The sequence below is a fragment of the Pseudomonas sp. LJDD11 genome (assembly GCF_024584215.1).
Taxonomy (GTDB): Bacteria; Pseudomonadota; Gammaproteobacteria; order Pseudomonadales; family Pseudomonadaceae; genus Aquipseudomonas.
Genome location: NZ_JANJFL010000026.1, coordinates 71,748 through 93,633 on the forward strand (window position 1 = coordinate 71,748; position 21,886 = coordinate 93,633).

Annotated in this window: 23 protein-coding genes; 21 read left to right on the forward strand and 2 right to left on the reverse strand. The window is 60.3% G+C overall.

All coding sequences use genetic code 11. The annotated features are described in order from the left end of the window. Positions 1-76 precede the first annotated feature (76 nt). Positions 77-3,451 (reverse strand): ribonuclease E, encoded by a 3,375-nt coding sequence (gene rne, locus NRB16_RS23725; RefSeq protein WP_257107071.1) that lies wholly within the window; start codon positions 3,449-3,451, stop codon positions 77-79. Between the two features lie 725 nt (positions 3,452-4,176). Between rne and rluC the strand changes: the two genes are divergently transcribed. From rluC to NRB16_RS23740, 3 genes are read left to right on the forward strand one after another with little or no spacing between them, the layout of a single operon-like run. Continuing rightward, a complete protein-coding gene (gene rluC / locus NRB16_RS23730; protein WP_045493612.1) occupies positions 4,177-5,133 on the forward strand; it encodes a 23S rRNA pseudouridine(955/2504/2580) synthase RluC in 957 nt (318 codons plus the stop codon). Further along, entirely contained in the window at positions 5,123-5,785 is a 663-nt protein-coding gene (locus NRB16_RS23735) for an HAD-IIIA family hydrolase (RefSeq protein ID WP_045481113.1), read from the forward strand. Before rluC ends, NRB16_RS23735 begins: the two co-directional genes overlap by 11 nt. A 26-nt stretch (positions 5,786-5,811) precedes the next feature. Next, a complete protein-coding gene (locus tag NRB16_RS23740) occupies positions 5,812-6,804 on the forward strand; it encodes a S49 family peptidase (RefSeq protein WP_257107072.1) in 993 nt (330 codons plus the stop codon). 56 nt (positions 6,805-6,860) lie between these two features. On the opposite strand, the gene NRB16_RS23745 is transcribed toward NRB16_RS23740, so the two are convergent. Further along, complete coding sequence (locus NRB16_RS23745; RefSeq protein ID WP_045493609.1) at positions 6,861-7,439, reverse strand: nucleoside triphosphate pyrophosphatase; 579 nt, start codon at positions 7,437-7,439, stop codon at positions 6,861-6,863. A 106-nt stretch (positions 7,440-7,545) separates the two neighbouring features. On the opposite strand from NRB16_RS23745, the gene NRB16_RS23750 reads away from it, so the two are divergent. The 18 genes from NRB16_RS23750 to NRB16_RS23835 form a co-directional block, all read left to right on the forward strand. Beyond that, the gene (locus NRB16_RS23750; protein ID WP_045493607.1) at positions 7,546-8,073 is read left to right on the forward strand and encodes a YceD family protein; all 528 of its coding nucleotides are present in this window, start codon (positions 7,546-7,548) and stop codon (positions 8,071-8,073) included. A gap of 9 nt (positions 8,074-8,082) precedes the next feature. Beyond that, the gene (gene rpmF, locus NRB16_RS23755; protein WP_009406838.1) at positions 8,083-8,265 is read left to right on the forward strand and encodes a 50S ribosomal protein L32; all 183 of its coding nucleotides are present in this window, start codon (positions 8,083-8,085) and stop codon (positions 8,263-8,265) included. 4 nt (positions 8,266-8,269) lie between these two features. Next, complete coding sequence (plsX, locus tag NRB16_RS23760; RefSeq protein WP_253115598.1) at positions 8,270-9,307, forward strand: phosphate acyltransferase PlsX; 1,038 nt, start codon at positions 8,270-8,272, stop codon at positions 9,305-9,307. Between the two features lie 109 nt (positions 9,308-9,416). After that, complete coding sequence (gene fabD, locus NRB16_RS23765; RefSeq protein ID WP_045493599.1) at positions 9,417-10,355, forward strand: ACP S-malonyltransferase; 939 nt, start codon at positions 9,417-9,419, stop codon at positions 10,353-10,355. Positions 10,356-10,371: 16 nt separating this feature from the next. After that, entirely contained in the window at positions 10,372-11,112 is a 741-nt protein-coding gene (fabG, locus tag NRB16_RS23770) for a 3-oxoacyl-ACP reductase FabG (protein ID WP_045493596.1), read from the forward strand. Between the two features lie 199 nt (positions 11,113-11,311). Then, the gene (acpP, locus tag NRB16_RS23775; protein ID WP_025261008.1) at positions 11,312-11,548 is read left to right on the forward strand and encodes an acyl carrier protein; all 237 of its coding nucleotides are present in this window, start codon (positions 11,312-11,314) and stop codon (positions 11,546-11,548) included. 255 nt (positions 11,549-11,803) lie between these two features. Then, positions 11,804-13,048, forward strand: coding sequence for a beta-ketoacyl-ACP synthase II (gene fabF, locus NRB16_RS23780; RefSeq protein WP_084710178.1), 1,245 nt, complete (start codon positions 11,804-11,806; stop codon positions 13,046-13,048). After that, positions 13,048-13,863, forward strand: coding sequence for an aminodeoxychorismate lyase (gene pabC, locus NRB16_RS23785; RefSeq protein ID WP_253141980.1), 816 nt, complete (start codon positions 13,048-13,050; stop codon positions 13,861-13,863). Before fabF ends, pabC begins: the two co-directional genes overlap by 1 nt. 3 nt (positions 13,864-13,866) lie before the next feature. Beyond that, positions 13,867-14,985, forward strand: coding sequence for an endolytic transglycosylase MltG (gene mltG / locus NRB16_RS23790; protein WP_257107073.1), 1,119 nt, complete (start codon positions 13,867-13,869; stop codon positions 14,983-14,985). Positions 14,986-15,001: 16 nt separating this feature from the next. Further along, positions 15,002-15,634: a dTMP kinase gene (gene tmk / locus NRB16_RS23795; RefSeq protein WP_045493583.1), complete on the forward strand. Its 633-nt coding sequence runs from the start codon at positions 15,002-15,004 to the stop codon at positions 15,632-15,634. Then, positions 15,627-16,613, forward strand: a complete 987-nt coding sequence (locus tag NRB16_RS23800) for a DNA polymerase III subunit delta' (protein ID WP_045493582.1) — start codon at positions 15,627-15,629, stop codon at positions 16,611-16,613. The genes tmk and NRB16_RS23800 overlap by 8 nt, the downstream gene beginning before the upstream one ends. 33 nt (positions 16,614-16,646) lie before the next feature. Continuing rightward, positions 16,647-17,003 carry a PilZ domain-containing protein gene (locus NRB16_RS23805; protein ID WP_045493581.1) on the forward strand — a complete coding sequence of 119 codons (357 nt, stop codon included), beginning with the start codon at positions 16,647-16,649 and terminating at the stop codon, positions 17,001-17,003. Between the two features lie 13 nt (positions 17,004-17,016). Further along, positions 17,017-17,802: a TatD family hydrolase gene (locus NRB16_RS23810; RefSeq protein ID WP_253141957.1), complete on the forward strand. Its 786-nt coding sequence runs from the start codon at positions 17,017-17,019 to the stop codon at positions 17,800-17,802. Between the two features lie 426 nt (positions 17,803-18,228). After that, entirely contained in the window at positions 18,229-18,891 is a 663-nt protein-coding gene (locus tag NRB16_RS23815) for a TetR/AcrR family transcriptional regulator (RefSeq protein WP_045493577.1), read from the forward strand. Positions 18,892-18,980: 89 nt separating this feature from the next. Next, entirely contained in the window at positions 18,981-19,583 is a 603-nt protein-coding gene (locus tag NRB16_RS23820; protein ID WP_045493573.1) for a DUF4823 domain-containing protein, read from the forward strand. Between the two features lie 7 nt (positions 19,584-19,590). Next, positions 19,591-20,151: a DUF1285 domain-containing protein gene (locus NRB16_RS23825; RefSeq protein WP_257107074.1), complete on the forward strand. Its 561-nt coding sequence runs from the start codon at positions 19,591-19,593 to the stop codon at positions 20,149-20,151. 86 nt (positions 20,152-20,237) lie between these two features. Next, a complete protein-coding gene (locus NRB16_RS23830; RefSeq protein ID WP_257107075.1) occupies positions 20,238-21,248 on the forward strand; it encodes an aspartate-semialdehyde dehydrogenase in 1,011 nt (336 codons plus the stop codon). Between the two features lie 87 nt (positions 21,249-21,335). Further along, positions 21,336-21,886, forward strand: a 551-nt coding sequence (locus NRB16_RS23835; protein WP_373568501.1) for a FimV family protein, incomplete at its 3' end; no start/stop codon positions are given.

Sequence of the window (21,886 nt, forward strand, 5' to 3'; positions counted from 1 at the left end):
GCCCATGATGGAATACCCCACAACCAATAAAAAGCCCCCCTTGTTTTTGGGGGCGTGGCTTTTTTACATCAGCAGATCAGACCAGCGGTTTGCTTTCGCGAGTCTGTTCTTCAGTTGAGGTTTCAGGTTGGGTAGCGGTTTGTTCAACCACTGCCTCGGCCTGTACCTGGGCTGGAGCAGGCTCGCTCACGGGCTCTGCTGCGGCAGCAACCACCTCGGCTTCAGGTGCTTGTGCCGGTACGGCAGCCGCAGCCGCAGCCGCAGCCGCTTCAGCTTCGGCTTGCAGGCGGCGACGCTCCTCTTCCTCGCGTTTGCGGCGACGCACTTCGCGAGGATCGTTAGGTGCACGACCCGAGCTGGCAACAGCTACAGCCGGTGCCTCTTCTACAACCGGGACGACCACAGGGGCTGGCTCGGCTGCTGGCTCAATGACTGGCTCGGGCTCGACAACGGCGACTGGCTCGACGACCGGCGCGACGTAAGGCGCAGGCTCTGGCTCGGCAGCAGGTGCCTCGACAACCGGGAGGCTCAGTTCGGCAGACTCGCTGACTGGCGCTGCTGGTGCTTTCTCAAGCTCGGTCACCGGCTCAGGAACAGGCTCTGGCGTCGGGGTGAAGTCAGCAGCCGGTTTGTTGTCGGCCACGATCAGTGGCTGGGCAGCGGTTTCGCTGGCCAGCTCAACTTCTGGCGCCGCTACAGCGACGACTGGCTCGCTGCTTTCGACGGCAGGTGTTTCGACGGCCGGGGCAGGTGCTTGAACAACGGCTTCGCTGGTAACGGTCGGTGCATCGGCGACAGGCGTTTCAACTGCGTCAGCAGGTGTTGGTGCTGGTGCAGCCTGGCTGTCGGTCGACGCCTGGGCCTGTTCGGCCTGACGATTGGCCTCGGCTTCGGCAGGTGCGCTGATCACGCCGCCGGCGACGGCTGCGGTGACCACCAGGCCGGCCGCCAGAGCATTGCTGTTGTCGGTTTCGCCAGACTCTTCGCCATCAGCGATTTCCACGCCATTGGCATCGCGTTGGCGCTCACGACGGTTGCTGCGACGACGCTGGCCACGCGAGCGGCGACGTGGACGTTCGCCTTCGGCGCCATCCTGCTCGTCATGGGCCTGCTCTTCGCTGTTGAGCGTTTCATCTTCAGCGGTTTCAGTGGCTTGCTCATTGCGAGGCTGGCGCTCTTCACGCGTGGCGCGCGGTTGACGCTCTTCGCGAGGCACGCGCTCTTCACGCGGAGCACGTTCTTCGCGAGGTGCGCGTTCTTCCTGGGCTACGGCTGGCTGGCCGGCAGCGGCTTCGGCAGCCGGTGCGGCATCCAGTGGTTCGCGCAGTTCACGGACGCGCTCTTCGCGTGGCTTGCGCTCGCGAGGCTGACGTTCTTCGCGAGGTGGGCGTGGCTGACGTTCTTCGCGTGTGCCGGACTCGTCACGGGCTTCGCGCAGTTCGCGTGGCGCGCGTTCTTCACGTGGGGCGCGTTCTTCACGCGGTGCACGCTCTTCGCGAGGTGCGCGTTCTTCACGCGGGGCACGTTCTTCACGTGGTGCGCGCTCTTCGCGAGGTACGCGTTCTTCACGTGGGGTACGTTCGCCACGTTCTTCACGCGGTTTGCGCTCTTCGTCGCGGCGGTTGTTGCGGCCACGGCTTTGCTGGCGACCGTTGCGGCGCTCTTCGTTGCGCGCAGGGCGCTCGGAAACGGCTGGTTTTTCAGCGGCAACCGGGGCAACCGGCTCGGGTTTGCTGGTAGCGAACAGGCTGACCAGCGACTTCACCAGGCCTTTGAACAGGCTTGGCTCGTGGGCTGGCGTCGGAGCGACCGGAGCCGCTACCGGGGCTGCCGCTTCGGCAGGTACTGGAGCATTGGCGCGAGCCGGAGCGGTTTTGACCGCGGCTTCCTGGCGAACCAGAGTGCGGGTGGCGCTGGCCTGTGGCGCGACGTCTTCGATCTCGGCCGCTTCGGCGGCGATTTCGTAGCTGGTTTTGTGCGTGCTGGCATCCGGATTGTCATCACGCAGGCGCTGCACTTCGAAGTGTGGCGTTTCGAGGTGATCGGTCGGCAGGATGATGATGCGGGCACGCGTACGCAGTTCGATCTTGGTGATCGAGTTGCGTTTTTCGTTGAGCAGGAATGCTGCGACCGGGATCGGCACCTGGGCGCGCACTTCAGCAGTACGGTCCTTGAGCGCTTCTTCTTCAATCAGGCGCAGGATGGCCAGCGACAGCGATTCGACGTCACGGATAATGCCGGTGCCGTTGCAGCGCGGGCAGACGATGCCGCTGCTTTCGCCCAGCGACGGACGCAGCCGCTGACGGGACATTTCCAGCAGGCCGAAGCGCGAAATGCGACCGACCTGAACGCGGGCGCGGTCGGCTTCAAGGCACTCACGGACTTTCTCTTCGACGGCACGCTGGTTCTTGGCCGGGGTCATGTCGATGAAGTCGATGACGATCAGGCCGCCGATATCACGCAAGCGCAACTGGCGAGCGATTTCTTCAGCCGCTTCCAGGTTGGTCTGCAGTGCGGTTTCTTCGATGTCGCTGCCTTTGGTGGCGCGTGCCGAGTTGATGTCGATCGACACCAGGGCTTCAGTCGGGTCGATAACGATCGAGCCGCCCGATGGCAGTTCGACCACGCGCTGGAAGGCGGTTTCGATCTGGCTTTCGATCTGGAAGCGGTTGAACAGCGGTACGCTGTCTTCGTACAGCTTGATCTTGCTGGCGTACTGCGGCATCACCTGGCGGATAAAGGTCAGGGCTTCTTCCTGGGCTTCGACGCTGTCGATCAGGACTTCACCGATGTCCTGGCGCAGGTAGTCGCGGATGGCGCGGATGATAACGTTACTTTCCTGGTAGATCAGGAAGGGCGCGGCGCGATCCAGGGACGCTTCCTTGATGGCGGTCCACAGTTGCAGCAGGTAGTCCAGGTCCCACTGCATTTCTTCGCTGCTGCGGCCAAGGCCGGCAGTGCGCACGATCAGGCCCATGTCGGCAGGGGCGATCAGTCCATTGAGGGCTTCACGCAGTTCATTGCGCTCTTCGCCTTCGATACGGCGCGAGATACCGCCTGCGCGCGGGTTGTTGGGCATCAGCACCAGATAACGGCCGGCCAGGCTGATGAAGGTGGTCAGGGCGGCGCCCTTGTTGCCACGTTCTTCTTTCTCGACCTGAACGATGACTTCCTGGCCTTCGCTCAGGACTTCCTTGATATTGACCCGGCCTTCAGGGGCCTTCTTGAAGTATTCGCGGGAGATTTCTTTCAGGGGCAGGAAGCCGTGACGCTCAGAGCCGAAATCGACAAAGGCAGCCTCAAGGCTTGGCTCGATGCGAGTGATACGGCCTTTATAGATATTGGCCTTCTTCTGCTCGCGGGCACCGGACTCGATGTCCAGGTCGTAGAGGCGTTGGCCGTCTACCAGTGCAACACGCAACTCTTCGGGTTGAGTTGCGTTAATCAGCATTCTTTTCATGTAGTACCGTCGGTTTCCGGGGCTGCCGGAAACGGCGTTCGGCACACACGACTTCTCACGGTCGGTGTCAGAGCACGTCAGGAGCGTGGGGACGCTCCAGTGTCCAGCGAGGTTCTTCAGCCAGTGGGGCTGAAGAGTCGCGACGACGTTCCTGCTTGCTGTGGTGACAGATGACACCCAGTCAGCAAAAGCTTTGATCAGGAGGAGGAATCGGCCATCGGGAGCGGACGCGATGATGCGTCTTGAACAGCGTCGGTGCTACACAGTCCGATGGTCGTGCGTCTCCACCCTACACGTATCCCTGATAATTCGGGTGCTGCCGCGCGCAGAATCCGCAGCGGGTTGGCATTTACCGCGATCCTCCCGTGGAGTTTCGCGCATCATGGCTCGAGGCGTAGTTCGCAGGACTCGCGCTCGAAGGGTCGGGAAGCGACTGCACCTTGTGAACTGGCCGTGGGTTCTGCGCTCGGGAAGGCGAGTCTTGACTCTGCAATCCGGCGTATTTCAGGCCTCATGTCACCTGCGCTCGTTACGTTTCCAGGCATCTTCGTTGTCACCGAAAGCCTTGCTGGGCGGCCTCCCGCCCGGGGAATTGCGTGGGTCAGGGCCGGTTGTCATCCGGTGATCTGCTGCCCGGCCGCTTTTGGCGGCGTTCGCGACTATAGCAGCAATCATTAAGTGCTTCAAATCCATAAAAAATTGTTATGATTCGCCGCATGACCAATATCACTCCCCCAACCCCCGGCGTCCAGCTGGTCGAGGTTGCCCCGGAATATGCCGGCCAACGTATTGATAATTACCTGATCACCTACCTCAAGGGTGTGCCCAAGACCTTGGTCTACCGTATTTTGCGTAAAGGCGAAGTGCGGGTTAACAAGGGTCGGGCCAAGCCTGAGTACAAGTTGCAGGCGGGCGACATTGTGCGTATTCCGCCGGTGCGCGTGCCGGAGCGTGACGAGCCGGTGCAGGTTGCCCAGGGGCTGCTGCAGCGCCTGGAGGCGGCCATTGTGCATGAGGACAAGGCACTGATCGTGCTCAACAAGCCAGCCGGCATCGCCGTACATGGCGGTAGCGGTCTGAACTTCGGGGTTATTGAGGCGTTTCGTCAGTTGCGTCCTGATGCCAAGGAGCTGGAGCTGGTCCATCGTCTGGACCGCGACACTTCGGGGCTGCTGATGATCGCCAAGAAGCGCAGCATGTTGCGCCATCTGCACGAAGCCTTGCGCGGTGACGGTGTCGACAAGCGCTATATGGCGCTGGTGCGCGGCAACTGGGCGAGCGCCTGCAAGCAGGTGAATGCGCCGTTGCTCAAGAGCAATTTGCGTTCCGGCGAGCGCATGGTGGAAGTCAACGATGAAGGCAAGGAGGCGCTGACCCTGTTCAAGGTGCTGCGCCGTTTTGGCGACTTTGCGACCATGGTCGAGGCGCGCCCGATCACTGGCCGGACTCACCAGATTCGCGTGCATACCTTGCATGCCGGGCATGTGATTGCCGGTGACACCAAATACGGTGAGGAAGATTTCTCTCGGGAAATCCGTGATCTGGGCGGCAAGCGGCTGTTTCTGCATGCCTATCGCCTGACCGTGCCGCTGCCTGATGGCGGCAAACTCGAATTGCAGGCGCCCGTCGATGAGATGTGGGCCAAGACAGTGGAGCGTCTGAGTGCGCCGTGACTACGACTTACTGATTTTTGACTGGGACGGCACGCTGGCCGACTCGATTGGCCGGATTGTCGCCGCCATGCGTGAGGCCGCTATCACCGGCGATATGCCGGTGCGTGATGATCCTGCGATCAAGGGCATTATCGGCCTGGGATTGCCGGAGGCGATTCGCACGCTGTACCCGCAGATCTCGCCCAACCAGTTGCTGGATTTTCGTCAGCGCTATGCCGACAGTTATATGGCCATGGATCAGGTGGCGTCGCCGCTGTTCGATGGTGTGCTGGATTCGATGCAGGCGTTTCGTGAGCAGGGTTACCGGCTGGCGGTAGCCACCGGCAAGGCCCGGCGTGGGCTGGATCGGGTGCTCAAGGCGCATGACTGGCTGGAGTATTTCGATATCACCCGGGCCGCAGATGAAACTGCCAGCAAGCCTGATCCGCTGATGCTTCACGAGATCATGGCGCATTGCGATGTCGCGCCGGAGCGCTCGCTGATGATCGGTGACTCGTCTTTCGATTTGCTGATGGCTCGCAATGCTGGCATGCATTCGGTGGCCGTGGGTTATGGCGCTCAGTCGCTCGATTCGTTGCGTGAGTATCGGCCACAATTGGCCATCGAACACTTTTCTGAGCTGCGTGTCTGGTTGGATGGGCGCGGTGCCTAATAGTCTGCGGGTAAGGTGAAAGAGCTATGTCTGATCAATGGAAAGCGCCAGATTCGCAAGATGGCGGTTCGCCTGAAGATGCCAAAAGCTGGAAATTGCTGGAGAAGACGCTGCTGGCGGGTGTGCAAGAGCAACGCAGGGCGCGGCGCTGGGGGATTTTCTTCAAATTCCTGACCTTTGCTTACCTGTTTGGCATGTTGCTGTTGTTCACTCCGTTGTTGGGTGACAAGAAGGCCGCGTCGCGTGGCACTGATCACACGGCTCTGATCGAAATCCAGGGCATGATCGCTGACAAGGAGTCGGCCAGTGCCGACAACATCGTGGGCAGCTTGCGCGCCGCTTTTGAAGACAGCAAGACGCGTGGGGTGATCCTGCGCATCAACAGTCCGGGCGGCAGTCCGGTGCAGTCTGGCTATGTATATGACGAAATTCGTCGTCTGCGTGCCGAGAAGTCTGCGATCAAGGTTTATGCGGTCATTACCGATCTGGGTGCTTCCGGTGCCTATTACATCGCCAGTGCTGCTGATCAGATCTATGCCGATAAGGCCAGCCTGGTGGGTTCTATCGGGGTTACGGCAGCCGGGTTTGGTTTTGTCGGGGTGATGGAGAAGATCGGTGTGGATCGTCGCACCTATACCTCGGGTGAGCATAAGGCGTTTCTTGATCCGTTTCAGCCGCCCAAGGCTGACGAAACGCAGTTCTGGCAGGGTGTACTGGATACCACTCATCGCCAGTTCATCGCCAGCGTCAAGCAGGGTCGTGGCGAGCGCCTGAAAGACAAGGAGCATCCCGAGCTGTTTTCTGGCCTGGTCTGGACGGGTGAGCAGGCCGTGGGGCTTGGGTTGGTCGATGGGCTGGGCAGCTCCAGCTACGTTGCTCGCGAAGTGATCGGTGCCAAAGATATCGTCGACTACACCATTCAGGAGTCGCCGTTCGATCGTTTCTCCAAGAAGCTGGGTGCCAGTATTGCTGAGCGTCTGGCGATGTGGGCCGGGTTTGGCGGGCCGTCACTGCGTTAGGTCAAGTGGTTTGAAGCAAGCCCGGCCATTGGTCGGGTTTGTTGTTTCTGGGGTGTTCAGGGAATGCTCACGCCTTCTTGCATCAGCATGTCTACCAGGCGGATAAGGGGCAGTCCGACCAGGCTGGTGGCGTCTGGTCCTTCGGTGCTGCGAAACAGCATTACACCCAGCCCTTCGGCCTTGAAGCTGCCGGCGCAGTCGTAGGGTTGCTCGGCATGCAGGTAGCGTTGCAGGGTGTCTGTGTCCAGTTCGCGCATGTGCACGGTGAACGGCACGCAGTCGACCTGGCATTGGCCAGTGCGGGTGTTCAGCACGGCCAGGCCGGTAAGAAAGCTTACGCTTTGGCCGCTGGCGGCCGACAGTTGCGCCAGTGCCCGCTCGAAGTCGTGCGGCTTGCCGAGTACTTCGTCACCGAGCACGGCCACCTGATCGGAGCCGATGATCAGGTGGTCCGGGTGATCGCCGGCCAGGGCCTGGGCTTTTTGTTGTGCCAGGCGCTTTACCAGATGGGTGGCACTCTCGCCGGGCAGGCGGCTTTCGTCTATGTCCGGCGAGCTGCAGGTGAATGGCAGGCGCAGTCGGGCGAGCAATTGGCGTCGATACGGCGAGCTGGAAGCAAGGAGCAGGGAAGGCATGCGATTCTCCGTGGTCTGAGCCGCAATTCTAATAAGTGCCGGCAAGCCCTGATAGGCCTGAATTTCCTTTGACATGCTAAAGGTGCATCCCTAGAATGCTGCGCCTATGTTGAATGACCCGATTCCATCTCATATTGACCCGCGCAAGTTGGCTGATCGCGGCACGACCCTCCAGGGTGAAGTGCTGCTGGCCGACCTGCAAAGACTCTGCGACCCATTGGCTGATAACGCCGGTGCGGTTCAGGCCAACTTCATTTTTGAGCGTGACGAGCGTCGCACTGCGGTTTTCCACAGTCGGCTCAAGACCTCGGTCAAGATGGTTTGCCAGCGTTGTCTTGAGCTGGTTACCCTGCCGATCCAGAGCGAATGTACTTACGTTGTGGTGAAGGAGGGTGCGAACACCCAATCGTTGCCGAAAGGCTATGACGTGTTGGAACTGGGCGAGGATCCTTTGGATCTGCTGGCATTGATTGAGGAAGAGCTTCTGCTCGCCTTGCCAATCGTGCCTGCTCATCATCCTGAAGAATGCCAGCAACCGGCGGGTCTCGATGAGCCCGAACCGAGCGTGGACGAGGTAACACGGTCCAACCCGTTCAGTGTATTGGCGCAATTAAAGCGTGACCCAAACGTTTAGGAGTTAATTATGGCTGTTCAACAGAACAAAAAATCCCGCTCTGCTCGCGATATGCGTCGTTCGCACGACGCTCTCGAAGCGAACGCTCTGTCCGTGGAAAAAACCACTGGCGAAGTTCACCTGCGCCACCACGTTTCGCCAGAAGGCGTATACCGTGGCCGCAAAGTGATCGACAAGGGCGCTGACGAGTAATTTCTTGTCCGCTCCGATCATCGCGATCGACGCAATGGGCGGGGACTTCGGTCCCCGCAGCATTGTTCAGGCAAGTATCGCCTGCCTGGCTGCTACCCCCTCGCTCCACCTGGCCCTTGTCGGCCAAGCTCCCCTTATTGACGAACTGATTGCCTCCCATCGCAAGGTCGACCGCGCACGCCTGCACGTTGTGCATGCCAGCGAAGTGGTTGGTATGGATGAAAAACCGTCCCAGGCCCTGCGCGGCAAGCCCGACTCATCAATGCGTGTCGCCCTCGGGCTGGTGGCTGGCGGTCAGGCTCAGGCGTGCGTCAGTGCCGGTAATACCGGAGCGCTGATGGCCTTGTCGCGTTTTGTGCTCAAGACCCTGCCGGGTATCGATCGTCCGGCGATGGTGGCGGCAATTCCGACCCGTACCGGCTATTGTCAGTTGCTGGATCTGGGAGCCAATGTCGATTGCAGTGCCGAAAACCTGTATCAGTTCGCTGTAATGGGTGCTGTGAATGCCGAGGTCATGGGGGTGGTGCGGCCAAGGGTCGCGCTGCTCAATGTCGGTACCGAGGACATCAAGGGCAATCAGCAGGTTCGTCAGGCGGCAGCGTTGTTGCAGGCGGCGCCAGGTCTGAACTACATCGGGTTCGTTGAAGGTGACGGGCTCTATCGTGGTGAGGCTGATGTGGTGGTGTGCGATGGCTTTGTCGGCAATGTATTGCTCAAGTCCAGCGAAGGCCTGGCGACCATGATCGCTGCACGAATTGAAACGCTATTCAGGCAGGGTCTGCTTGGCAGGGCGGCGGGCGTGGTGGCTTTGCCTGTGCTCAAGCGTCTGCAGGCCGAGTTTGCACCGGCGCGGCACAATGGTGCGAGCCTGCTGGGCTTGCAGGGCATTGTGGTCAAGAGTCACGGGGCGGCCGGGGTTGAGGGCTTGCAGAGTGCAATCCTGCGTACCGTCGTGCAGATCCAGGACAACCTGCCGCAGCGTCTGCGCGGGCGGCTTGAGGCGCTGTTGCCGGGCTTGTCGCCGGGGGCGCCGGAAATGTGACGCTGGCCGTCAGAGCGTCATCCAAACGTTCAGTCATATCGATTTGCTTCACTGCCGCCGGCTGGGCCGGGGGTCTATTTTTCAAGATAACCAATCAGGGGCCTGTTACATGTCTGCATCCCTCGCATTCGTCTTTCCGGGTCAAGGATCGCAATCGCTCGGCATGCTCGCCGAGCAAGGTGCGCAGCATCCATTGATCCTCGATACCTTTGAGCAGGCGTCCGACGCTCTGGGATATGACCTGTGGGCCTTGACCCAGCAGGGGCCTGCCGAGCTGCTCAATCAGACCGACAAGACCCAGCCGGCCATTCTGACGGCCTCCATCGCGCTATGGCATGTATGGCTGGCCGAGGGTGGTGCGGTTCCTGCTTACGTGGCCGGTCACAGCCTGGGCGAATACAGTGCTCTGGTGGCGGCCAACAGTCTGACACTGGCCGATGCTGTAAAGCTGGTCGAACGACGTGGTCAGTTGATGCAGGAAGCGGTGCCGGCCGGTCAGGGCGGCATGGCTGCAATCCTGGGGCTCAATGACGACCAGGTCAGAGCCGCTTGTGCTGAAGCTGCGCAAGGTCAGGTTGTCAGTGCGGTCAACTTCAATTCGCCAGGCCAGGTGGTGATCGCCGGTAATGCCGAGGCGGTGGCGCGTGCCATCGAGCTGTGCAAGGCCGCAGGCGCCAAGCGCGCCCTGCCGTTGCCGGTCAGCGTGCCGTCGCACTGCGAGCTGATGCGCCCGGCGGCCGAACGCTTTGCCGAGTCGGTTGAAGCTATCGACTGGCAGGCGCCGGAAATCGCGCTGGTGCAGAACGTCAGCGCCGCGGCGGTCACTGATCTGGCGACCCTCAAGCGTGATCTGCTTGAACAGTTGTACAAGCCTGTACGTTGGGTCGAGTCCATTCAGTGCCTGGCGGGCCTGGGTGTGACCCAACTGGTGGAGTGTGGTCCGGGCAAAGTGCTGGCCGGCCTCAACAAACGCTGCGCCGATGGCGTGGTGACTTACAACCTGGATACCCCTGACGCCTTTGCTGCCGCCCGTGCGGCACTGGCCTGAATAAGGAGAAACCTGCATGAGTCTGCAAGGTAAAGTTGCACTGGTAACCGGTGCCAGTCGTGGTATTGGCCAGGCTATCGCTCTGGAACTGGGCCGCAACGGTGCCGTTGTCGTCGGCACTGCGACGTCTGAGGCCGGTGCAGAGCGCATCACTGCGACCTTCAAGGAAAGCGGCATCGAAGGCTTCGGTCTGGCGCTGGATGTGACCAAGGCCGAGTCGGTCGAAGCGGTCCTGGCGACCATCGTCGAGCGTGTAGGCACGCCGTTGATCCTGGTCAATAATGCCGGCATCACCCGCGATAACCTGATGATGCGCATGAAAGATGACGAGTGGAACGACGTCATCGATACCAACCTCAACAGCCTCTACCGCCTGTCCAAGGGTGTGTTGCGGGGTATGACCAAGGCGCGTTGGGGGCGGATCATCAATATTGGTTCGGTAGTCGGTGCCATGGGCAATGCCGGTCAAGTAAACTACGCTTCCGCGAAGGCGGGGCTGGAAGGTTTCAGTCGTGCCCTGGCGCGTGAGCTCGGTTCGCGTGCTGTGACCGTGAACGCTGTCGCGCCAGGCTTCATTGATACTGATATGACCCGTGAGTTGCCTGAGGCCCAGCGTGAGGCCTTGCTGACCCAGATTCCTCTGGGGCGTCTGGGCCAGGCACAGGAAATCGCCAATGTTGTAGCGTTCCTGGCCTCTGAGGGCGCGGGTTATGTGACCGGTACGACCATTCCGGTCAATGGCGGGATGTACATGTAACCGGATTTTATAAACGCTCGTTTCAGAAAAATGTCATACGAGCTGTCTAAAATCCGTTATAAAGCTGCAATCTTTTAATGGGTACTGGGTCGTGACGGAGCGGGAGGGGAGCTTTGAGCTTGAAAAGCGCAAAACCTCTTCTATACACTTAGCCACCGGCCAAATGCCTGAACATTTCCACTAGGAGTTAAAACTAGGTATGAGCACCATCGAAGAGCGCGTCAAGAAAATCGTTGCCGAGCAACTTGGCGTCAAAGAAGAAGAGGTTGTCAACACTGCTTCTTTCGTTGAAGACCTGGGCGCTGACTCCCTGGACACTGTTGAGCTGGTAATGGCTCTGGAAGAGGAATTCGAGACCGAAATCCCTGACGAAGAAGCCGAGAAGATCACCACCGTTCAGGCTGCCATCGACTACGTGAACAGCCACCAGGGCTGATTTTTCGTAATCGCTGATTGCTGTTATGGGAAAAACCGCACTGCTTACCGGCGTGCGGTTTTTTCTTTAGTAAAGATAAAGGTGTCTCTGAAGGCTCAGGCGAGGCAGCCAGCACGACGAAAAACAGGCGGGCAAGCGCCGTTGACGGTTTGTCGACGAGCATTGTGAACCGGTTTTCAACCCAGTGATGGCCACGCAGGCAGTTTTTGGATGCACCCTGAAGATGTATCGCCAACGAGAGAGAAGGAGAGTCCTGTGTCGCGTAGACGCGTCGTGGTCACCGGGATGGGAATGATATCGCCACTGGGTAACGATGTGCCCAGCAGTTGGCAAGGCATTCTGGCAGGGCAAAGTGGTATCGGTCCTATCGAGCACACCGACCTGTCGGCTTTCACCACGCGTTTTGGTGGTTCGGTCAAAGGGTTTGACGTCAGCCAGTACCTGGCGCCCAAAGAGGCGCGGCGGGTCGATCTTTTCATTCAGTATGGCCTGGCGGCCAGCTTTCAGGCGGTGCGTAATGCCGGGCTGGAAGTGACTGATGCCAACCGTGAGCGCGTTGGTGTCGCCATGGGTTCGGGCATTGGTGGCCTGACCAATATTGAAACCAGCAGTCGACTGATGCATGAGCAAGGCCCTGGGCGTATTTCGCCGTTCTTCGTGCCTGGCTCGATCATCAACATGATTTCCGGCTTCCTGTCCATCCACCTGGGTGCACAAGGGCCTAACTACGCCATTTCCACCGCCTGCACCACCGGAACTCACTGTATCGGCATGGCGGCGCGCAATATCGCCTACGGCGAAGCCGACGTGATGATCGCGGGCGGCGCAGAGATGGCTGCTTGCGGTCTGGGCATGGGCGGTTTCGGCGCAGCGCGTGCGCTGTCGACCCGCAATGACGATCCGGTTCGTGCCAGCCGTCCGTGGGACAAGGACCGTGATGGCTTCGTTCTGTCCGACGGTGCCGGTGCAATGGTGCTTGAAGAGCTTGAGCACGCCAAGGCGCGAGGCGCCAACATTCTGGCCGAGCTGGTCGGTTTCGGTATGAGCGGCGACGCCTTCCACATGACCTCGCCGCCGGATAACGGCGCCGGTGCTGCGCGTTGTATCGTCAATGCCCTGCGCGATGCGCGGATCAATCCCGAGCAAGTGCAGTACATCAATGCGCACGGTACTTCGACACCTGCCGGTGACCTTGCCGAAGCCCAGGCGATCAAGACGGTGTTCGGCGAACATGCCTACAAACTGGCGGTCAGCTCCACCAAATCGATGACCGGCCACCTGCTAGGCGCTGCCGGTGCTGTCGAGGCGATTTTCAGCGTGCTGGCCCTGCTGGATCAGGTTGCTCCGCCGACCATCAACCTCGATGAGCCAAGCGAAGGCTGCGATCTGGACTTTGTCGCTCATCAGGCGCGGGGTATGCCGATCGATGTCGTGCTGTCCAACTCCTTCGGATTTGGCGGTACCAATGGCTCGCTGGTGTTCCGCCGGTTCAGCGAGTGATGACGGCGTGGGTCGACGGCCAGCCGGCAGACAGCCTGGCGTTGGCTAACCGCGGGCTGGCCTATGGCGATGGGCTGTTCGAGACCATCGCTGTGCGGGCCGGGCAGCCGCTGCTGTTCGATCGCCATGTGCAGCGTCTGGCCGTCTCCTGCCAGCGTCTGGGCATAGAGGCTGACCTGGCGTTGATCCGCGCTGAAATGACCCGCTTTGCCAGGCAGCTGGATGCCGGTGTGATGAAGCTGATCCTCACGCGTGGCGACAGCCAGCGCGGTTATGCACCGGCTGCCGGTGCCGCGCCACGTCGTATCCTGCAAGGCTCGCCCGCGCCGGTTTACCCTGCGGGTCACTTTGCACAGGGGGTTCGTCTTTACGAATGCCAGACCCGCCTGGCCGAGCAGCCCCTGTTGGCCGGTATCAAGCATCTCAACCGGCTGGAGCAGGTGCTGGCCCGCGCCGAATGGCAAACGCCGGAGTTTGCCGAAGGGCTGATGCGCGACACCAGCGGCCGCCCGGTCGAAGGGGTGTACAGCAACCTGTTTGTGGTGCGTGACGGACGGCTTATCACGGCTGATCTGCTGCGCTGTGGGGTGGCCGGTGTCATGCGTGCCGAATTGCTCGATCAGGCACCAACCCTGGGGATCGCTGTCGAAGTCCGCGACCTGTCGATGTCCGACCTGGAGCAGGCGGACGAACTCTTTGTTTGTAACAGCGTATATGGCATCTGGCCGGTTCGCGGCTTTGCTCAGCTGAACTGGCCGGTCGGGCCGCTCACCCGTAGAATGCAGGCTGTTGCGTACGCACTTCTGGGTAGCTGATTCGTGATTCGAAAATTACTGGTTTTGCTGGAAACCGCTGTGGTCGTGGGGGTTCTGGTGCTGGGCTATGGCATCTGGCGACAGAACCAGGCATTGCATCAACCGCTCAACGTTGCCCAAGAGCAGTTGCTCGATGTGCCGAGCGGCTCCAGCCCTTCGGGCGTGCTCAATCGCCTGGAAGCCGACGGGGTGATCAACGACGCATTCCTGCTGCGCCTCTACTGGCGTTTCAATCTGGCCGGCCAGCCGTTGCACAGCGGTGAGTACCGCATGACGCCGGGCATGAGTGTGCAGGACCTGTTCGGGGTCTGGAAACGCAAGGAAGTGGTGCAATACACCATTACTCTGGTTGAGGGCTGGAATTTCCGCCAGGTGCGCAGCGCCCTGGAGCGCCAGCCCAAGTTGGGACAGACCCTGGCCGGGCTCAGTGACAGTGAGCTGATGGCGCGCCTGGGGTATCCGGATATATTTCCTGAAGGTCGCTTCTTTCCTGATACCTATCACTATGTGCGTGGCATGACCGATGCCGAGTTGCTCAAGCAGGCCTACAAACGCCTGGAGCTGGTGCTGGACGAAGAGTGGCGCCAGCGTGCCCCGGATCTTCCGTACAGCGATCCTTATCAGGCGCTGATCATGGCGTCTTTGGTAGAGAAAGAAACCGGCGTGCCGCAAGAGCGCGGCCAGATCGCCGGGGTGTTCGTGCGCCGTATGCAGATCGGCATGTTGCTGCAGACCGACCCGACCGTCATCTATGGCATGGGCGAGCGCTACAACGGCAAGATCACCCGAGCTGATCTGCGTGAACCCACGCCCTACAACACCTATGTGATTTCCGGTTTGCCACCGACCCCGATTGCCCTGGCCGGGCGTGAAGCGATTCATGCGGCTCTGCAGCCGGTGCCGGGGCGTAGCCTGTACTTCGTGGCCAAGGGTGATGGTAGTCATGTGTTTTCTGTCAATCTGGACCAGCACAATGCGGCGGTGCGTGAGTATCAGCTCAAGCGCCGCACCGATTATCGCTCCAGCCCGGCACCGCTGCCCTCTGCTGACGAATCCACCCCGGCACAGACCGACCCCGTCCAGGCGCCTGACGCGCCCGACAGTGAGTCGTCTGCCCAATGAATTTCAAGGACTGCCTGTGACTGGCCTGTTTATTACCCTCGAAGGGCCGGAAGGCGCCGGTAAAAGTACCAATCGTGATTTTCTCGCCGAGCAATTACGCGCTCGTGGTGTAGATGTCGTGCTGACCCGAGAGCCTGGCGGCACGCCGCTGGCTGAGCGGATTCGGGAAATCCTCCTGGCGCCCAGCGACGAGGTCATGCACGCCGACGCTGAGTTGCTGCTGGTTTTCGCGGCCCGTGCCCAGCATCTGGCTGAGGTGATTCGCCCGGCGCTGGATCGGGGCGCAGTGGTGCTCTGTGACCGTTTTACGGATGCCACATACGCCTATCAAGGCGGCGGGCGCGGCCTGTCGCAAGAGCGCATCGCGACCCTTGAGCAGTTCGTCCAGGGTTCGCTGCGCCCTGACCTGACGCTGGTTTTCGATCTGCCGGTGGAGATTGGCCTGTCCCGTGCTGCGGCGCGTGGCCGGCTGGATCGTTTCGAGCAGGAAGGCCGTGACTTTTTCGAAGCTGTGCGCGGTGCCTATTTGCAGCGCGCTGCTGCAGCGCCTGAGCGTTACCAGTTGATTGATGCCGCCCAGCCGCTGGCTGAGGTTCAGGCGTCATTGTCCGCCCTGCTGCCGGGCTTGCTGGAGCGCTGCCGTGGCTGAGGCCTATCCGTGGCAGGCGGCGCTCTGGCAGCAACTGGCCGGTCGTACGCAACACGCGCATGCTTATCTGCTGCACGGCCCGGCCGGTATTGGCAAGCGCGCCCTGGCGGAGCGGTTGATGGCGTTTCTGTTGTGCCAGCGACCCGCGCCGCAGGGTGCCTGTGGGCAATGCAAATCCTGCCAGTTGCTGGCCGCCGGTAGCCACCCGGACAACTTCGTGCTTGAGCCTGAAGAAGACGATAAGCCGATCAAGGTCGATCAGGTCCGTGAGCTGGTCAACTTCGTGGTGCAGACCGCGCAGATGGGCGGGCGCAAGGTGGTGCTGGTCGAGCCGGTGGAGGCGATGAACATCAATGCGTCCAATGCCGTTTTGAAAAGCCTCGAAGAGCCCTCGGGCAATACCGTGCTACTGCTGGTCAGCCACCAGCCCAGCCGTCTGCTGCCGACCATCAAGAGCCGCTGCGTGCAACAGGCTTGCCCGTTGCCCGGTGAGGCGGCCAGTCTGCAATGGCTCAGTGCCGCCTTGCCGGACGGTGACGCGCAATTGCGCAACGACCTGCTGGCACTGGCTGCCGGTTCGCCATTGCTGGCCCTCAAGCTGCACGGGCAGGGCGTCATTGAGCAGCGTGCGCTGGTCGTTGACGGGGTCAAGAAGCTGCTCAAGCAGCAGCTATCGCCGACCCAGCTCGCCGAGGGATGGAAAGACGTTCCCCTGTTGCTGCTGTTCGACTGGTTTTGCGATTGGGCGCATCTGATCCTGCGTTACCAGATGACTGAGGATGAAAACGGTCTCGGGCTGGCTGACATGCATAAGGTGGTGCAGTATCTGGCGCAGAAGTCGCCGCGTGGCAAAGTGCTGGGGATGCAGGACTGGGTGCTCGCCCAGCGCCAGAAAGTCATGGGCAAGGCCAATCTCAACCGTGTGCTGCTGCTTGAGGCACTGCTGGTGCAGTGGGCAGCGCTACCCGGACAAGGGTAGACTCAGCGCTGAACGTTATTCCAAGGAGATGCAATGAGCCTGCCGATCAATCCTGGTCCGCGTAACGGCATCCTGTCCCTGACCATCAAGGACAAGTCCGTGCTCTACGCCGCCTATATGCCGTTCATCAAGCATGGCGGGTTGTTCATTCCGACCCCCAAGAATTACAAGCTGGGCGATGAAGTGTTCATGCTCCTGAACCTGATGGACGAGCCGGAAAAAGTCCCGGTCGCCGGCAAAGTCATCTGGGTCACCCCCAAAGGCGCTCAGGGCAATCGCACCGCCGGTGTCGGTGTGCAGTTCAACGACGGTGACAATACTGCCCGCAACCTGATCGAAACCTACTTGGCCGGTGCCCTGAAGTCCGACCGCCCCACCCATACGATGTGACTGTGCCTTATTCATGCTTGTAGATTCTCATTGCCATCTGGACCGCCTCGACCTGACCCAGCATCAGGGTTCTCTGGATGCCGCGCTGCAAGCGGCGCGTGACCAGGGGGTAGGTCATTTTCTGTGCATCGGTGTCAGCGCTGACAACGCCGCAACGGTCAAGGCGCTGGCTGAGCGCTATGCCGATGTCGACTGTTCGGTGGGCGTTCATCCGCTGGACCTCAAACCCGGCGAGGAGCCTGCACTGCAATGGCTGCTCCGGGAGCTGGATCACCCGCGGGTGGTGGCCATCGGTGAAACCGGCCTGGATTACCATTACGAGCCTGAGGCGGCCGAACTGCAGCAGGCGTCGTTTCGCCTGCACCTGGAGGCCGCACGGATTACCGGCAAGCCGGTGATCGTGCATACCCGCGCGGCGCGCAGCGATACTCTGCAGTTATTGCGTGAGGCGGCATTGCCTCAGGCCGGCGTGCTGCATTGCTTCACTGAAGACTGGGAAATGGCCAAAGCCGCTCTGGATCTGGGGTTTTATATCTCGTTGTCGGGCATCGTCACCTTCCGCAATGCTGATGCGTTGCGTGATGTGGCCCGTCAGGTTCCGGCCGACCGGTTGCTGGTCGAGACTGACTCTCCCTACCTGGCGCCGATACCTTACCGTGGCAAACCCAACTTGCCGCAATATGTGCGTGAAGTCGCCCAGTTTCTGGCCATGCTGCGCGGTGAAAGCTACGAGCGCTTCGCTGAGCAGACCACCGATAACTTCGCCCGGTTGTTTCCTCTGGCCCACTTGCAGCGTTGAGGCCAGACAAAAACAGCAGGCAAAAAGAAACCCGGATTCTGGGGGGTGAAACCGGGTCAAGACCATTAGGAGTAAAACAAAGGCATGCCATCCATGAATGCCTTTATTGGTGCGGCATTTGGGGGGAATGCGTACCAACGCTTTAAGTATTGATGAGAATACCTGGCCTGCCAGTCGCCATTGGTCATTTTTTAAACAGTTTTGGAATACTAAACCGTTATTGAGTGCCTGATTGATGTATAGGGTTGGGCAGCCTTGATGGGCGGCCACTGTGTCCGGCGGTTCGTGCCGCAAGTGCCAGCCTTGCAGGGCAGGGGGGGCGAAATGCAGACAGCGGGTGCTCGACAAGATGGATGAACAGTGCATTTTCGCGCCAATTAGGCATAATACCCGGCTTCGATTTTGAGCCTTGCAGACCCTCTCACTATGCAAAAAGAACCTCGAAAGGTCCGTGAATTTCGCCGCCGTGAACAGGAAATTCTCGACACCGCACTGAAGCTTTTTCTGGAGCAGGGTGAGGACAGTGTCACTGTCGAGATGATCGCCGACGCGGTCGGGATCGGCAAAGGGACGATCTACAAGCACTTCAAGTCCAAGGCCGAGATCTATCTGCGGCTGATGCTTGATTACGAGCGCGATCTCAACGAATTGCTGCACTCGGCCGATGTCGATCGTGACAAGGAGGCGCTGTCACGGGCCTACTTCGAGTTCCGCATGCGCGACCCGCAGCGTTACCGGTTGTTCGACCGCCTCGAAGAGAAAGTGGTCAAGGGCAACCAGGTGCCGGAAATGGTCGAAGAGCTGCACCGCATTCGTGCCTCTAACTTTGAGCATCTGACCTTGCTTATCAAGGGGCGTATCAACGAAGGCAAGCTCGAAGATGTCCCGCCATACTTCCATTATTGTGCCGCCTGGGCATTGGTCCACGGCGCTGTGGCGCTGTACCACTCGCCGTTCTGGAGCAATGTGCTCGAAGATCAGGAAGGCTTTTTCCAGTTCCTGATGGACATCGGCGTGCGCATGGGCAACAAACGCAAGCGCGACCCTGAGCTGGCTGTTGAAGTAAAACCCGACCCTGCGGCGAAATGAGTTTCCTGCCGGGTAGGTGAAAATGGCGCGGAAGCTGCATCCGACGGCCATTCGCCGGTTTTTCGTCACCGGTTTTTGGGAGAGTAATGATGCGTAGCCTGATTCTGCTGCTGGCGCTTGTCGCGCTTGGTGGCTGCATGAAAGTCAGCGACATGGCCGATGGCGTTCACGAGCAGTTCAGCGATGCCGGGCTGCTCGATCACAGCCAGACCCGGCGGACCAGTAACTTTCGCCTGCAGCCCGACTCCTTTATCTATATCGCTCAAGCGGCCTTCGTGCCGCCAGGCAGGGCTTATCCGCGTCCTAACGTAGTGGCCGAAGAGGCTTTCAATAACTTCATCGAGTTCTTTCCTCTGGTGCGCCGTGCCCGTGCCCCGGTGGGTCTCGATCAAGCCTTGAGCGAAGCCCGCAGTGCTGGTGCGCACTACCTGTTGTATACCCGTTTCGCCCGTGCTGACGACCGGATCGGCACTTGGGACCAGTGGGCTGATGAAGAAGCGCTGGATCGCTTTGGCATCGACAGCGGGGTCATTCAGATGATGCTGATCGAAACCTCCACGCAATACTTGATCGACAGCGCACGAATCCGCAGTCGTGGCGGTTTGCTGACGCTTTACGACACCCGTCCCGAAGATTTGCTTGGTCCGCCCATGGAGCAATATGCTCGTGGCTTGATAGGTGTCTCTCGTTAGGACCGGTATGAGCGATTCAGGCAAGACCTCCGACCTGCTGGCGCAACTCCCCAAAGGCCGGGGGCCTGCGCCGGTGCATCTGTGGAATCCGGCATTTTGTGGCGATATCGATATGCGTATCGCCCGTGACGGCACTTGGTACTACCAGGGGTCGCCGATTGGCCGCAAGCCCATGGTCCAGATGTTTTCCAACATCATCCGTCGCGATGGCGATGACTACTTTCTGGTCACACCGGTAGAAAAGGTCGGCATCCAGGTGGATGACGCGCCTTTTGTGGCCATCTCTCTCAGTGTCAGCGGGGCGGGCGAGCGCCAGATTCTGAGCCTGGTCACCCACGTCGATGATCAGGTCGAGATCGGCCCGCAACATCCGCTGCGGGTCGAAACCGACCCAGTCACCCTTGAACCGGCCCCTTATGTGCTGGTGCGCGCCAATCTGGAGGCGCTGCTGCATCGCAATGTCTTCTATCAACTGGTCGACCTGGCCGTGTCTGCCGAATTGGACGGCCAGCGCTGGTTGGGGGTGTGGAGCCATGGTGTGTTTTTTCCTATTGGCCCAGAGCCATGAAAGCAGTCTAGAGCGGGCAGCCTTGATTGCCTGGCATCCGTGGCGCGGGTAAAGTGCCGCTCCCCATTTTTCCCTGAGGTTTATGCATGAGTCAGCCCTTTGCTATCGCCGTGATCGGCGCCACCGGAACCGTGGGCGAAACCATCGTCCAGATTCTTGAGGAGCGCGACTTTCCACTGAGCGAATTGCATTTGCTGGCCAGTGCCGAATCGTCAGGTACCTCGTTGCCATTCAAAGGCAAGAATCTGCGTGCGCGGGAAGTGGACGCGTTTGACTTTTCCAGAGTCGGCCTGGCGTTTTTTGCCGCAGGCGCTGCGATCAGTCGCAGTTTTGCGCCGCGTGCCCTGCAGGCGGGCTGTTCGGTCATTGATTTGTCCGGCGCCTTCGATCACCAGCAGGCATCGCTGCTGGTGCCGGAAATCAACGCCGCGCAGCTTGCTGGTCGCGCTGCGCCACTGTTGTTGAGCAATCCGGGCTCGGCGGCGACGGCGTTGGCTCTGGTGTTGGCGCCGCTGCGCGATGTACTGGATATCCAGCGCGTCGATGTGACGGCCTGCATGGCCGTCTCGACCTTGGGGCGTGAGGGTGTCAGCGAGCTGGCGCGGCAGACCGCCGAGTTGCTCAACATGCGGCCTCTTGAACCGCGGTTTTATGATCGTCAGGTGGCTTTTAACCTGCTTGCCCAGGCCGGTACGCCGGATGAGTACGGTCATGCGCCGCAAGAAAAACGTCTGGTCAGTGAGTTGCGCGAATTGCTGGCGCTGCCTTTACTCAAGGTCTGCGCTACTTGTATCCAGGTGCCGGTATTTTTCGGCGACAGTTTCAGCATATCGCTGCAAACCGCCCAGGATGTCGACCTGGCGTTGGTCAACAAGCGCCTGGATGCCGCGCCGGGCGTGGAGTTGGTCGATGCCGGAGATTACCCGACCCCGGTGGGCGATGCGGTAGGGCAGGATGTGGTGTATGTCGGCCGGGTGCGCCGCGGTATCGACGATTCACGCCAGCTCAGCCTGTGGCTGACTTGCGACAATGTGCGCAAAGGTGCGGCGCTCAATGCTGTGCAAGTGGCTGAGTTGTTGATAAAAGGCCATGTGTAAAAGATACTTGGCAACGATTTGTATAATGATTCTAGCGGCAACACGCCTTACTCCGGTTTCGGAGAGTCTTCAAACAAGGGATGGGCTATGGTTCAGGTTCGTAAACTGGTAGTAGCGATTGCTGCGGCTTCGGCGCTGTCGTCGGGTGCAGTACACGCTTTGGGGCTCGGCGAGCTGTCGGTCAAATCGACCCTGAACCAGCCGCTGGTGGCTGAAATCGAGCTGACCGATGCCCGTGGCATCAATGCTTCGCAACTGGTACCCAGTCTGGGAACCACGGCAGATTCCTCTCAGGCAGGGGTCACCCGCCAGGCTTTCCTTAATGACCTGACCTTTACCCCGGTGATCAACCCCGGTGGCAAGAGCGTGTTGCGCGTCACCTCCAGCAAGCCGGTGACCGACCCTTATGTAAAATTCCTGGTTCAGGTGCTGTCGCCCAACGGTCGTGCCCAGCGCGAATACAGCCTGTTGCTCGACCCGCCGCGCTTCTCTTCCGAAACGGCTGCGTCAGCGCCTTCTCCGGCCCTGGCCCCGGCCGCAGCGCCTGTGCAACTGCCTGCGGTCGCCCCGGCGGCGACCGTGCAGGCGCCTGCCGCGCAACCGCCCGCCGCTCCGCCGCCCGCGCCTGCCCAGCCCGC

What these genes read in the sequence shown, in the direction of transcription:
- rne (WP_257107071.1), bottom strand. Translation starts at nt 3,451, where the DNA reads ATGCTGATTAACGCAACTCAACCCGAAGAGTTGCGTGTTGCACTGGTA.
- rluC (WP_045493612.1), top strand. Translation starts at nt 4,177, where the DNA reads ATGACCAATATCACTCCCCCAACCCCCGGCGTCCAGCTGGTCGAGGTT.
- NRB16_RS23740 (WP_257107072.1), top strand. Translation starts at nt 5,812, where the DNA reads ATGTCTGATCAATGGAAAGCGCCAGATTCGCAAGATGGCGGTTCGCCT.
- NRB16_RS23745 (WP_045493609.1), bottom strand. Translation starts at nt 7,439, where the DNA reads ATGCCTTCCCTGCTCCTTGCTTCCAGCTCGCCGTATCGACGCCAATTG.
- NRB16_RS23750 (WP_045493607.1), top strand. Translation starts at nt 7,546, where the DNA reads ATGTTGAATGACCCGATTCCATCTCATATTGACCCGCGCAAGTTGGCT.
- rpmF (WP_009406838.1), top strand. Translation starts at nt 8,083, where the DNA reads ATGGCTGTTCAACAGAACAAAAAATCCCGCTCTGCTCGCGATATGCGT.
- fabD (WP_045493599.1), top strand. Translation starts at nt 9,417, where the DNA reads ATGTCTGCATCCCTCGCATTCGTCTTTCCGGGTCAAGGATCGCAATCG.
- fabG (WP_045493596.1), top strand. Translation starts at nt 10,372, where the DNA reads ATGAGTCTGCAAGGTAAAGTTGCACTGGTAACCGGTGCCAGTCGTGGT.
- acpP (WP_025261008.1), top strand. Translation starts at nt 11,312, where the DNA reads ATGAGCACCATCGAAGAGCGCGTCAAGAAAATCGTTGCCGAGCAACTT.
- pabC (WP_253141980.1), top strand. Translation starts at nt 13,048, where the DNA reads ATGACGGCGTGGGTCGACGGCCAGCCGGCAGACAGCCTGGCGTTGGCT.
- NRB16_RS23805 (WP_045493581.1), top strand. Translation starts at nt 16,647, where the DNA reads ATGAGCCTGCCGATCAATCCTGGTCCGCGTAACGGCATCCTGTCCCTG.
- NRB16_RS23810 (WP_253141957.1), top strand. Translation starts at nt 17,017, where the DNA reads ATGCTTGTAGATTCTCATTGCCATCTGGACCGCCTCGACCTGACCCAG.
- NRB16_RS23815 (WP_045493577.1), top strand. Translation starts at nt 18,229, where the DNA reads ATGCAAAAAGAACCTCGAAAGGTCCGTGAATTTCGCCGCCGTGAACAG.
- NRB16_RS23820 (WP_045493573.1), top strand. Translation starts at nt 18,981, where the DNA reads ATGCGTAGCCTGATTCTGCTGCTGGCGCTTGTCGCGCTTGGTGGCTGC.
- NRB16_RS23825 (WP_257107074.1), top strand. Translation starts at nt 19,591, where the DNA reads ATGAGCGATTCAGGCAAGACCTCCGACCTGCTGGCGCAACTCCCCAAA.
- NRB16_RS23830 (WP_257107075.1), top strand. Translation starts at nt 20,238, where the DNA reads ATGAGTCAGCCCTTTGCTATCGCCGTGATCGGCGCCACCGGAACCGTG.